Raw genomic sequence first — 11,516 nt, 5'->3', positions numbered from 1 at the left:
CGCAGAGAAAATGCATCAGGGCAAGACGCTTGATTGAGCAATAGCTGGCTATTGTGATTGAGAGCACCGTAGCCTTGGTGTATTTTAACCAGCACAAGTGGGCAATAACTTAATGAAATTGGTATAAGGCAAAATAAAGCGCTATGACAAGCCAATGCTGCTTGGTAGCTAGGTTGAATGGTTGGTTGGTTGGTTGGTTGGTAGTTATGCGATCAAATTAAGCGTTAACCAAGGACTAACTCAAGCCAATAACCATTATTTTAGTATCGCGTTGGCAACAGTCTTAACCAGCGGTTAAAACTGTTTTTGTTCTTTAATATCAGTCATTGAATCAGGGGTAGTTAAGTGAACTAGTCAATAGCCAGTAATTCAACATCGAAAATCAATAATGAACCAGGTGGAATTTTACCTGCTGCACTATCACCATAACCTAGCTCTGCTGGTATAAATAAACGGGTTTTCTCACCCACTACCATTAGCTGTAAACCTTCTGTCCAGCCCTTAATCACTTGATTTAAGCCAAAACTAATCGGTTCATTTCTTTCAACTGAACTGTCGAAAACTGTGCCATCAAGTAAAGTACCGTGATAATGCACTTTTACTTTTGTGCTTGCCATGGGATGAACGTCACCCTGTCCTGGGTTTAATACCTGATACTGCAAACCAGAAGCTGTTTCAATCACGCCGGCGACTTGTTTATTATTTTCTAAAAACTCTGCCGCTAACACAGCATTAACTTTTGCTACTTCACGATTAGCATTATTGCGTACAAAGAAGCTGACGATTAAGGCCAGCACAATAATTAGCATAATATACTTAAACATTCTTATTCCTTATTATTATTTTTTATGGTTTTTTTCATTGTTTTTTTGTGATTGTTTTTTTGTGATTGTTGTAGTGATTTCCCATCTTAATACTTACACATTAAAGCACGTATTATTGATTAATATTATTAACCTCGAGCGCAGTTAGCTTTCTGCTTAGCCCAACAGCTAATTGCTGATCAAGTTGCAAATTGCCAATAGAGCATCGGTGCAACGCTATCACGGGGTTACGAAAACGTCCAAACATGCGCTTAACTTGGTGGTAACGTCCTTCAAAAAGTTCAACTTGTGCTTTATAGTCGGATATAATAGTTAATTTTGCAGGCTGAGTCGTAATGTCCTCAAACGCGAAATACATACCTTCGGCAAAAGCGGCTATATATTCGGCGGTAAGTTTATTTTGCAAGGTCACTATATAACGTTTAGTTATTTTTTTCTCAGGCAAAGTTAAGCGTTCTGACCAACGGCTATCATTGGTCATTAGCAGCAAACCAGAAGTATTAAGATCAAGTCGGCCGACAATATGTAGTTCATTTTTAAACGGATATTCAAGTAAATCAAGCACTGTTTTATGCTTTGTATCACGGGTTGCACTGACAACACCCACAGGCTTATTCAGCATAATATAATAGGCACAATTAGCTTGGATCACTTTACCGTCCAAGGTGATATGGCTAAAGGTATCAATAACTTCATCAATATCATGGGCGACTACATCATTGATCAATACTCTATTTTGCGCCAATATCAGTCGCACACTTTTGCGATTAACCTGACAATATTGTGCCAAAAATCGATCCAGCCTAGCCTTATTTAACGCCATAATAAAGCCGGCATCAACGGCATAAAAATCACACCAGATCCTTAATAAGATGAACATCGCGTTGCGGGAATGGAATTTTAATATTGGCTTTATCTAACGCTAAATAAATTTCTTTATTCGCTTTATATTTAGCACTGTATAAATTTTCTGTTGGGGTCCACAAGCGCACCGCGATGTTAATCGCACTATCAGCGAAAGCATCGATACCAATCAAAGGTTTACGGGCTTTACTGACAATATCTAATTGTCCAATCACCTCTTCAAGCAAGGCCACCACCGCTAACGGGTTTTCGCTATAATCAATGCCAACACTTAACTCTAACAAAGAGTCATGGCTTGAATTATGTAATATTTCACCCACGATATGTTTATTCGGAATGGTAATCTCAACATTGTCTTCATCTGACAAAATAGTGTATGCCAGTAAAACTTCTTTAACCAGCCCAGTAACACCACGCACCGTAATCGTATCACCCACCACAAAAGGACGAATAATAATAATATTAAAACCGGCAGCATAGTTAGCCAGCAAGCCTTGCAGAGCTAAACCAGCACCTAATGAAATAGCACCTATAGCGGCAATAAATGGCGTAACACTAATGCCTAATTTGCCTAAAGAAATAATGGTTATCATCACTACAATTAACATTTTACTGGTGTTAGCTAAAAAGCGACTCAGGGTGACATCAAGCTTATGTCGCTCACATAATTTCAGCACGACAGTCGCTATTTTACCGGCAAAAATGTAACCAATAATGAAGATGATAAACGCACCAATTAATTGAAAACTGTAATTGGTGAAAAACTCAACAATGATATTGTAAATACGACCCACTTGATCAATTTCATCTTTAAGTAAGTTGACCGGGTCTAAGGTTTTACTTATCTGCTCTGTTGCGCTTGAGCTGCTAGATTCAGCCATAAATTAATTCCATATAGTGTACGTTACTCAGTTTGTCTATATTACGACAATTTACCGCTACATTTGCATTATTATTAGCAATTAATACGTAAAGTTAAACCTTGTGCTAACTTTTGCTAACCTAATCACTTAAGTCTGTACTCACCACGCCAAACCATCATAGTGCTTATTAAAAAATGCCAGCACTGATTGATAGTTAAAATACAATCAGCTTTTAAAATGAAAAGTCGCTGGTGAAAATGATAACCTTAAAGGTTTAAACCCCACCTAACCACTTGTTTTATAATGTTATTGCAATATGTTTTTTAATGGGCGTTAATATACTCAACACATTAAATAACTACAGCAAAAAATAAAAAATAATATAAGGCTTGATTGTCATTAAAAGTTCAAGCTAGAATAAATTACGTTTAAGCGCACTAAAAGCTTAAACGTATTGACTTGTCGGAGTGCCAAAGGGCTGAGATCGCGAAAGCGGGATCCGTAGAACCTGATTAGATTAACATCTGCGAAGGGAACAAGTGAGCAGTGTCAACAGCGCACGTAAGTTTTTGCTAATAAACCTGCTCCTCGTTACTACCCCCATAAAGCTCCGCCTAACTTTTATTTAATAAAAACAGGTGAGAGAACATGAGTTCAATTTCAAGACGTAAGCGTCGAAACCAAGCAGCGCAATTTTTAAAAAACGTTGCCGATCAATCCTTTCCAAATTCTAATAAAGTTTACGTCCCGGGTAAAATACACGATATTCGTGTTGGCATGCGTGAAATAACCTTGTCTGATACTTTAATTAATGGCAATAAAAACCAACCTAGCTATGAAAAAAATCCACCCTTGTGTGTTTATGACACTTCTGGGTTTTATACCGATAACTCAGTGGTTATTGATGTACACAAAGGTATTCCTCGTGTACGTGACAGCTGGATTGACTCGCGTGACGATGTCGAGTTTCTGCAAGAAAAAACATCTATCTACAGCCAACAGCGCGTAACAGACGAAGGCCTTGATCATATTCGCTTTGAACATTTACCCAAAGTACGTAAAGCCAAGAAAGGTAAAAATGTCACCCAAAGGCATTATGCCCGCCAAGGCATTATTACGCCTGAAATGGAATATGTTGCCATTCGTGAGAATATGAAACGCCAAGAAGTTAAAAACGAGATACTGCTACAACAACATCAAGGACAAGCATTTGGTGCCAGCATTCCTGAACAAATTACTCCTGAGTTTGTTCGTGATGAAGTAGCTAGAGGTCGAGCGATTATTCCAGTCAACATTAACCATCCCGAAGTTGAACCTATGATCATCGGCCGAAATTTTTTGATCAAAGTAAACGCGAATATCGGTAACTCAGCGGTAAGCTCTTCTATTGAAGAAGAAGTAGAAAAACTGGTTTGGTCAACCAAATGGGGAGCCGATACTGTGATGGACTTATCAACCGGTCGTTATATTCACGAAACCCGAGAATGGATTATTCGCAATTCTCCTGTGCCCATAGGCACAGTACCGATTTATCAAGCTTTAGAAAAGGTTAACGGCATTGCCGAAAACCTGACTTGGGAAATATTTCGCGATACCTTAATTGAACAAGCAGAGCAAGGTGTTGATTACTTTACTATTCATGCGGGTGTATTACTGCGTTATGTACCGTTGACCGCCAAACGTGTTACCGGCATTGTTTCTCGCGGTGGCTCAATTATGGCGAAATGGTGTTTAGCCCATCATCAAGAGAATTTTCTTTACACCCATTTTGAAGATATTTGTCAGATTTTAAAAACTTATGACGTTTCATTTTCACTAGGCGATGGCTTACGTCCTGGTTCGATTGCAGATGCTAACGATGAAGCGCAGTTTGCTGAATTACGCACCTTGGGCGAGCTAACAAAAATAGCATGGCAACATGACGTACAAACCATTGTTGAAGGTCCTGGCCATGTACCCATGCATATGATCCAGCAAAATATGACGGAACAACTCAAGCATTGTGGCGAAGCACCTTTTTATACCTTAGGCCCGCTAACCACAGATATTGCCCCCGGTTATGATCACATTACCTCCGGCATTGGTGCTGCTAATATTGGCTGGTATGGTTGTGCCATGCTTTGTTATGTTACCCCGAAAGAACACTTAGGCTTACCCAATAAAGAAGATGTTAAAGAAGGTTTGATGACCTATAAAATCGCCGCGCATGCTGGCGACTTAGCAAAGGGTCACCCGGGCGCACAAATTCGTGACAATGCCATGTCAAAAGCCCGTTTTGAGTTTCGTTGGTATGATCAATTTAATATTGGCTTAGATCCTGAAAAAGCCCGCACTTACCACGATGAAGCCTTGCCGCAAGCGTCAGGCAAAGTTGCACACTTTTGTTCCATGTGTGGCCCTAAATTTTGTTCAATGAAAATATCACAAGAAGTTCGAGATTATGCCGCTAATTTAAGTGATACGGACAATAGCGAACAGCCTATTAAAATTAAACTACTTGATGAAACCATCAGTATTTCAAGTCAAGGAATGGCTGAAAAATCAGCTGAGTTTAAAGCCAGCGGTAGCGAGCTATATCAGCCCGTTGCCAAGCCAGTAAACAATTAGCAGCTGAGTCGTTTAATTATGCCAACCATCGCTATTATTGGCGCCGGCCTAATGGGTCGCTTGTTAGCCTTGTCGTTAAATCGACAAGGCTACAAGGTAACGCTATTTGATAAAGACCAAAAAAACGGCCAGCAAAGTGCCGCTTATGCCGCCGCTGGTTTATTAACACCCCTTGGTGAAGCAATGCACAGCCCAGCCAACATTGTTGCTATGGGTTTTGCCGCCTTACCCTTGTGGCCAAAACTGCTGAACACCCTGTCGGGCTATAGCTTTTTTCAACAAACGGGTTCACTAGTGGTAAGTCATGAACACGACATCGCTGACTACCAAAAATTAACACGATTTTTAGCGAATAGTTATCCAAACCATGCTCAGCAACAGCTCAACCGACAACAACTTTCGGCGCTTGAGCCAGAGCTTGCCAGTAAATTTTCGCAAGCGCTATATTTGCCCGAAGAAGGTCAAATTGGTAATCGAAAACTACTACTCGCTTTACATCAACAGTTAAGCGATGAAGATGTTGAGTGGCGCAGTGAGTCTGAAGTGATAGCGATTAAAACTAACAGCTTTAATGCCGGTTGTGAGATTAACTTTCAAGCTTGTGGTGATCAGCCTAATAGCCAGTGGCAGTCGTTTGATCTTGGTATTGATTGTCGCGGTATTGGCGCGAAAGCGTCAACCAAGGTAAACGATAAACACAATGCTGAACTTGATGACTTACGTGCTGTTCGCGGCGAACTTTTTCAACTTTTTGCTCCTGAAGTTAACATCTCTCGACCTGTTAGACTGATGCACCCACGCTATCAGCTTTACATTGCGCCAAAAGGTAAAGGCCATTATGTCGTTGGAGCAACAGAAATTGAAAGTGACGATACCGCTGCCATGACCGTACGTTCAGCACTGGAATTACTCAGCGCGGCCTATAGTGTTCATCACGGTTTTGCTGAAGCCAATATCCGCCAACATATCAGCCAACTTCGCCCCGCATTTAGTGATAATCAACCAAAAATAATTTCGCATAACGCTTTAATTCAAGTCAATGGCTTATACCGTCACGGCTTTTTAATTGCCCCTATTGTGCTTGCCCAAGTGTTAACGCATGTTGGCAACCTAATGCAACAACAGCAACAACCTGTCGAACATTATCAATACTCTCATTGGCTACCTATTAGTATTTCCCCAAACGGAATTAACCATTAAAAGCCTGGGTAATAGTGGTTGAAGTCATCATTGAATTAAGCATTAGTTAAAAATTAAGACCAGAATTGAGATAATAAATGAACATATATATTAATGGTAACGCCTTTGAACTCATTAATGCTGCAGAGCCATACAGCATAGATAAGGTGCTAGCCAAAACATTACCCTTAAGTCAGCAACAACAAAGCTTTGCCTTGGCACTTAATGGTGATTTTGTTGGCCAAGCAGATTACGGCAATACACACGTTAGCGATAACGACAGTATTGATCTGCTATTTCCTATTGTGGGAGGATAACCCGTGTCGCTAAGCATTTATGGTCAACCGATAGCTAGTCGTTTGCTCATTGGCACTGCACTTTACTCTTCGCCAGCCGTAATGAAACAAGCTATTTTAGCAAGTGGCTCACAAGTGGTGACCTTGTCACTAAAACGGCAAAATCCATTGGCCCAGTCAGGTGAGAAAATTTGGCGCTACATTCAAGCTAGCGTTAAGCAAAACCAAGGTTTTTTACTGCCAAATACTGCCGGATGTAAAAGTGCTAAAGAAGCCATAACCTTAGCGAAAATGAGTCGTGAGTTATTCCAAACAGACTGGATAAAACTTGAAGTTATCGGCGATGATTACAATCTTCAGCCTGATCCAATCGAGCTACTCATTGCCACCGAAAAATTGCTTGCAGAAGGCTTTAAAGTCTTACCCTATTGCACCGACGACTTAGTTATTTGCCAACGTTTATACGAGTTGGGTTGTCAAGTAATCATGCCATGGGCCTCACCCATTGGTACCGGCAAGGGCTTAATGAATCCTTATAACTTGGCGAGTATTCGTCAACGATTACCTAACGCGACATTGATACTTGATGCCGGTATTGGTAAACCTTCAGATGCCTGCATTGCTATGGAAATGGGCTTTGATGGCGTATTACTTAATAGCGCGATTGCCCTTGCTGATAACCCAGTGTTGATGGCCAAAGCCTTCGCCGCAGCAATCACTGCTGGAGAATCTGCTTATATCGCCGGCACTATGCCCGAGCGCCAAACGGCTCACGCTAGTACGCCAACATTAGACCGCCCTTTTTGGCATCACCCAGGGCATACTTAATGACATTTACACCTTCATTGCCAACACAAAAATTTAAAAAAAAGCCGATTATTTGGACCATTTCAGGTGCAGATTGCTCAGGTGGTGCCGGCATTGCCGCCGATATTAAAACGGGTCATGCTCTCAATGTTGAAGTTTGCCACTTGATCACCGCTAATACAGTACAAAACTCAGTAGAGCTTAGCGCGGTTAATGTTATTGAGGTGCAAGTTTTAGCCCAGCAAGCGCAAGCATTACGCTTTGATAAACCGCCCGCCGTTATAAAAATAGGCCTTATGGTTAATAGGGCACAAATTAATTGGCTAGTGGCAACATTATTCATGTTAAAGCAACAATTACCCGATTTGCTGGTGGTTTATGATCCGGTTGGCCAAGCCAGTGTTGGTGGTCGTTTATCAAGCTTAACCGCTAACGCACTAGCGCCATTAATGCCGCTGATTGATGTCATCACGCCAAACCTTATTGAAGCAAAGCAGCTAAGTGGCTTAAACCCAAAAAACACTCATAATGCTAAACTGCTAGCTTTAAACATTCTCCAATTGGGCTGTAAAGCGGTGATTATTAAAGGTGGCCATACTGACAGTGAAAACACCAACAATGCAGAAAAAAATAACGCAGCTAAAACGCATTGTATTGATATATGTTTACAAAGCTTAAACTTAAGTTCAAGGGCGTTGATAAGCTTACAGTCACCGAAGATTAATACAAACTATAGTCATGGTGGCGGCTGCAGCTTTACTAGTGCCTTAGCCAGCTTTTTGGCTCATGGCTATTTATTACGCGATGCCTTTACCTTAACTAAAGCGTTTATTAACCAAGGGTTATCATTATGCGCTGACATACCTAGCGACAATAATAAAGGCGAAAACCCAGGAGAAGGTGAAAGCCAAAACAATCTTGAGGTTAATAACAGCAGTATAAATAACGCTAACAATGAAAATTATTATGGCGCATTTCAGCAAGGGTTGTGGCCAACAAAACTCAGATATTTTCCAAACGTTATTAGCCCCCTTTATCAGCAAGTTAAATTGTCGCCTACCTTCCCGTCGCTTGGATTAGCTGACTCAGAAAAACTTGGGCTATATCCCGTGGTTGACTCTTTAGCATGGCTAGAATGTTTGTTGCCACTGCATTTAAATATTATTCAGCTACGAATTAAAAGTGAAAATACTGCCGAGTTAGCCTTGCTGATAGAGAAAGCGGTGACCTTGGCCAGTAATTATAATTGTCGATTATTTATTAATGATCATTGGCAGCTAGCTATTAAATACGGCGCATACGGTGTCCATATCGGCCAAGAAGATCTTAACAGTGCTGATTTAAAGGCGATCGCTAAATCAGGTTTACGTTTAGGCATCAGTACCCATGGTTGTTACGAGTTTTTATTAGCCAAACAACTACAACCTTCTTACCTTGCCATTGGCGCCATATTTCCTACTAACACCAAAGATATGACCGGACAAATTCAAGGGTTAACAAACTTAAGGCAAATATTAGCACTAGCCGATAATATTCCTATTGTCGCCATTGGTGGCATTAACCAACAAAGGCTAAAACAGGTATGGTGCACTGGCGTTAGCGCTGTGGCGGTAGTTACTGCAATTACCCAAGCTGAACAGCCTGTTGTCGCCACTCAAACCATGCAAGCAATGCTAAGTTAAAAAATATAAAAAGGCTTTTGCTTTAATGGGTCATTGCAATAACTTCAGGGTGGTGAATAAACTCGTCCAGCTCATCTTGCGCATTGGGAAATTGTGCTCGATTTTGTTGTAAAATTGCGATGGCATTACGCATCGCTAATCGCGACTCTGCAGTAAATTCATCAGGTTCATGCTCAGTGCTAGCAATACTACTGGGTAGTTGTTCGCGAATAAAGTTCATATCTATTTTATGACCAGGACAAGATTTACTGGTGTGATAGCGCGACGAAATAATTTCTTTTTCTGCTAAAACGTTCAATTCTCGATGGCCAATCACCTTATTTACCGGTATCTCAAATTCAGTCATCAGTCGGCGTATTAAGCAATATAAACTTTCATACTGCCCCAGTGTAAAATCGTTTTATCACCATGCCCAATACAAAAACACCTAAAGAGCGATCATGTAAACCCAAGGTATGCGCACCTATTTTGTTGGTTGGCCTGCCATTTTCAATAGTGCCGTCAGATTTTGAGCTATGTTTATTACTTAAAATCACAAAATGATAACCAATGCCAGACCAGTTGAGGGTTTTATGCCATTGGTCAATCATATCTCGATCACAATCTCTGCCGGTAAAAGCGGCGGTATGAATTACAATGTATTCTGGAAACATAATCATTTTCCTTAAATTAAGTGGCAAGTACTTAGTACTAATTCAAAAAATAGGTAAGCCACCTGTGATGACTTGTTTTACGCCAGAAGCAACATCCTTCCCGACATTAGTGCCAAAAGCACTGGCTTTATTATTGATGCCATCAAGCTCAGTTTTCAAATGGCTGTTCGCTAGTTTCAGCTTATTTACTTGCTCAGTTAACGCGGGTGCTTTTTTTTCTAATTCAGCAATATTTTCAACTTGCTTGGCGGCCGCTTACGCCTGTTTAATGACCAGAGCAGTTTCTTGTTGAAATTGAACGGCGTAATCAGTTTTTTCGACATCTTTCACTAGAGTATCTAAATGACGGCGAAACTCGCCAATGTAATTATTAATTTTTGTCTCTAAGTCCTGCTTCGCTGCATCTGCAGATTTTCTGAATTCTTCACTAACATAGGCATTAAAAAGTTCTTCATTCGCCTTCATGGTGATTCTCCAATTTCACAATTAAATCCATGCTACTTTTCAGTTTTTTCTCTTAACACCGACATCACTGAGTTCAGCACTATTTGCTTTATATTTATGCCAACATGATCTTTAATCGTTTTTATATCTTGCTTGGCATTGAGCAATACGGAAGAAAACTCCTCCTTACTATTTTTACTTAAACCGTCAACCAACACCTGACCCGAATTACCGATATCGGCAGCACTGGGAATAGCAACATTTTTACCAACAACCACAGCAATTGCCCCTTGAGAAAAGTCTTTAATAACATTAGCTAATATACCTTCTGAAGAGAGTAGAATACTGGCATGCAAATACATCATGGTATTATTGTAAGCGATTTCATTTTCGTGTGACCAAGCCAATAGTGCATCAAAATGACCTTGGCTAGTGCTAATCACAATAAATTTTATAGCTGAAATTTCGTTAACTTTACTTTTTAGGAGCTCAATTAAACTTTTTACTTCTGCATCCACTAGAGATAAACAATGTTCTATTGAAGTATCAAAGAGCGCACTAATTTCACTATTGGTGTTATACCAATTACATTAAGCTTTTGATCTAATGACTTTTATTTTATCTCTCTCAATATAAGCATTATGAGCCCTTTTGATCGTATTGATGTTAAGTCCCTTATCGCTAAGGAAAAAAATGGACGCATGTGCGTACGTCTAATGGCACTTTCTCATATAGAAGAAAGTGCTAATAATTCACAAACCGCAAGAAACCTCCATATTAGCCGTCGTATTGTTAATGATTGGCTTAACCGGTTTTATGCTCAAGGACTCGAAGGATTAAAAGAAAAACCTCGCACGGGTCGGCCTTCACGTTTAAATGAGGCTCAACTTGTTCAACTAAGCGAGTACGTTCGCAACAATAGTATTAAAGAAAGTGGTGGTAGGCTTAACGCACAAACACTTGTTCACTATATTGAACGAGAATTTAAACTTAACTATGGCATTTCTAATGTTTATCGACTGCTTCATCAGCTTGGTTTTTCATGGATAACGAGCCGCTCTAAGCATCCTAATACCAATTCCGGTAATTAACTGTTCAACTTTGCCCAGTCCCTTCTGCATAGAGATAAGACCCGTTCTGTATCCGCTATGAAGTTGTTCCATGCAATAGAGCACTTATCCACTATATCCTCATAATCAGCGAACGAGCGATTCGCTATTTCATTTTGTCTTAGCCATGACCATACTTGTTCAATAGGATTTAATTCTGGTGAATAAGGGGGAATATGTATGATACT

At 40.2% G+C, this 11,516-nt stretch carries 14 protein-coding genes and 1 riboswitch; of the genes, 6 read left to right on the top strand and 8 right to left on the bottom strand.

What is annotated here, in order from left to right; all coding sequences use genetic code 11:
- Positions 1–350: 350 nt before the first annotated feature.
- The 3 genes from H4J59_RS09065 to H4J59_RS09055 all read right to left on the bottom strand — a co-directional run bounded on the left by H4J59_RS09065 (position 351) and on the right by H4J59_RS09055 (position 2,569).
- The gene (locus H4J59_RS09065; protein ID WP_182238712.1) at positions 351–824 is read right to left on the bottom strand and encodes an FKBP-type peptidyl-prolyl cis-trans isomerase; all 474 of its coding nucleotides are present in this window, start codon (positions 822–824) and stop codon (positions 351–353) included.
- Between the two features lie 112 nt (positions 825–936).
- Complete coding sequence (locus H4J59_RS09060) at positions 937–1,647, bottom strand: pseudouridine synthase (protein WP_182238710.1); 711 nt, start codon at positions 1,645–1,647, stop codon at positions 937–939.
- Between the two features lie 28 nt (positions 1,648–1,675).
- Positions 1,676–2,569, bottom strand: a complete 894-nt coding sequence (locus H4J59_RS09055; RefSeq protein WP_182238708.1) for a mechanosensitive ion channel family protein — start codon at positions 2,567–2,569, stop codon at positions 1,676–1,678.
- Positions 2,570–3,004: 435 nt separating this feature from the next.
- Positions 3,005–3,103, top strand: a riboswitch (TPP riboswitch).
- Between the two features lie 96 nt (positions 3,104–3,199).
- Between H4J59_RS09055 and thiC the strand changes: the two genes are divergently transcribed.
- From thiC to thiE, 5 genes are all read left to right on the top strand, one after another.
- On the top strand, positions 3,200–5,158 hold the full coding sequence (gene thiC / locus H4J59_RS09050) for a phosphomethylpyrimidine synthase ThiC (protein WP_182238706.1): 1,959 nt from the start codon (positions 3,200–3,202) through the stop codon (positions 5,156–5,158).
- A gap of 18 nt (positions 5,159–5,176) precedes the next feature.
- Positions 5,177–6,358 (top strand): FAD-dependent oxidoreductase, encoded by a 1,182-nt coding sequence (locus tag H4J59_RS09045; protein WP_182238704.1) that lies wholly within the window; start codon positions 5,177–5,179, stop codon positions 6,356–6,358.
- A gap of 77 nt (positions 6,359–6,435) precedes the next feature.
- The gene (gene thiS / locus H4J59_RS09040) at positions 6,436–6,654 is read left to right on the top strand and encodes a sulfur carrier protein ThiS (protein WP_182238702.1); all 219 of its coding nucleotides are present in this window, start codon (positions 6,436–6,438) and stop codon (positions 6,652–6,654) included.
- Positions 6,655–6,657: 3 nt separating this feature from the next.
- A complete protein-coding gene (locus H4J59_RS09035; protein WP_182238700.1) occupies positions 6,658–7,461 on the top strand; it encodes a thiazole synthase in 804 nt (267 codons plus the stop codon).
- On the top strand, positions 7,461–9,122 hold the full coding sequence (gene thiE / locus H4J59_RS09030; RefSeq protein WP_182238698.1) for a thiamine phosphate synthase: 1,662 nt from the start codon (positions 7,461–7,463) through the stop codon (positions 9,120–9,122). The genes H4J59_RS09035 and thiE overlap by 1 nt, the downstream gene beginning before the upstream one ends.
- A gap of 22 nt (positions 9,123–9,144) precedes the next feature.
- Here thiE and H4J59_RS09025 read toward each other — a convergent pair whose 3' ends face one another.
- The 4 genes from H4J59_RS09025 to H4J59_RS09010 form a co-directional block, all read right to left on the bottom strand.
- Positions 9,145–9,468, bottom strand: coding sequence for a hypothetical protein (locus tag H4J59_RS09025; RefSeq protein ID WP_182238696.1), 324 nt, complete (start codon positions 9,466–9,468; stop codon positions 9,145–9,147).
- A 28-nt stretch (positions 9,469–9,496) separates the two neighbouring features.
- The gene (locus H4J59_RS09020) at positions 9,497–9,775 is read right to left on the bottom strand and encodes an N-acetylmuramoyl-L-alanine amidase (protein WP_220469777.1); all 279 of its coding nucleotides are present in this window, start codon (positions 9,773–9,775) and stop codon (positions 9,497–9,499) included.
- A 255-nt stretch (positions 9,776–10,030) separates the two neighbouring features.
- Positions 10,031–10,240 carry a hypothetical protein gene (locus H4J59_RS09015; RefSeq protein WP_182238692.1) on the bottom strand — a complete coding sequence of 70 codons (210 nt, stop codon included), beginning with the start codon at positions 10,238–10,240 and terminating at the stop codon, positions 10,031–10,033.
- Positions 10,241–10,272: 32 nt separating this feature from the next.
- Positions 10,273–10,737, bottom strand: a complete 465-nt coding sequence (locus H4J59_RS09010; protein WP_182238690.1) for a hypothetical protein — start codon at positions 10,735–10,737, stop codon at positions 10,273–10,275.
- A 123-nt stretch (positions 10,738–10,860) separates the two neighbouring features.
- Here H4J59_RS09010 and H4J59_RS09005 point away from each other — a divergent pair, with 123 nt between their 5' ends.
- The gene (locus tag H4J59_RS09005) at positions 10,861–11,310 is read left to right on the top strand and encodes a helix-turn-helix domain-containing protein (RefSeq protein WP_182238688.1); all 450 of its coding nucleotides are present in this window, start codon (positions 10,861–10,863) and stop codon (positions 11,308–11,310) included.
- Here H4J59_RS09005 and H4J59_RS09000 read toward each other — a convergent pair.
- A partial coding sequence (locus H4J59_RS09000) for a transposase (protein ID WP_182235756.1) occupies positions 11,307–11,516 on the bottom strand: 210 nt, incomplete at its 5' end. The two genes, H4J59_RS09005 and H4J59_RS09000, sit on opposite strands and share 4 nt — an antisense overlap.

It is taken from the genome of Colwellia sp. MB02u-10, from assembly GCF_014077185.1.
Lineage (GTDB): Bacteria > Pseudomonadota > Gammaproteobacteria > Enterobacterales > Alteromonadaceae > Cognaticolwellia.
The sequence above is the reverse complement of the archived record's forward strand: the minus strand, read 5'-3'. Positions and strand labels throughout refer to the sequence as shown.

What these genes read in the sequence shown, in the direction of transcription:
- H4J59_RS09060 (WP_182238710.1), bottom strand. Translation starts at nt 1,647, where the DNA reads ATGGCGTTAAATAAGGCTAGGCTGGATCGATTTTTGGCACAATATTGT.
- H4J59_RS09025 (WP_182238696.1), bottom strand. Translation starts at nt 9,468, where the DNA reads ATGACTGAATTTGAGATACCGGTAAATAAGGTGATTGGCCATCGAGAA.
- H4J59_RS09045 (WP_182238704.1), top strand. Translation starts at nt 5,177, where the DNA reads ATGCCAACCATCGCTATTATTGGCGCCGGCCTAATGGGTCGCTTGTTA.
- H4J59_RS09055 (WP_182238708.1), bottom strand. Translation starts at nt 2,569, where the DNA reads ATGGCTGAATCTAGCAGCTCAAGCGCAACAGAGCAGATAAGTAAAACC.
- H4J59_RS09015 (WP_182238692.1), bottom strand. Translation starts at nt 10,240, where the DNA reads ATGAAGGCGAATGAAGAACTTTTTAATGCCTATGTTAGTGAAGAATTC.
- H4J59_RS09020 (WP_220469777.1), bottom strand. Translation starts at nt 9,775, where the DNA reads ATGTTTCCAGAATACATTGTAATTCATACCGCCGCTTTTACCGGCAGA.
- H4J59_RS09065 (WP_182238712.1), bottom strand. Translation starts at nt 824, where the DNA reads ATGTTTAAGTATATTATGCTAATTATTGTGCTGGCCTTAATCGTCAGC.
- thiS (WP_182238702.1), top strand. Translation starts at nt 6,436, where the DNA reads ATGAACATATATATTAATGGTAACGCCTTTGAACTCATTAATGCTGCA.
- thiE (WP_182238698.1), top strand. Translation starts at nt 7,461, where the DNA reads ATGACATTTACACCTTCATTGCCAACACAAAAATTTAAAAAAAAGCCG.
- thiC (WP_182238706.1), top strand. Translation starts at nt 3,200, where the DNA reads ATGAGTTCAATTTCAAGACGTAAGCGTCGAAACCAAGCAGCGCAATTT.
- H4J59_RS09005 (WP_182238688.1), top strand. Translation starts at nt 10,861, where the DNA reads ATGAGCCCTTTTGATCGTATTGATGTTAAGTCCCTTATCGCTAAGGAA.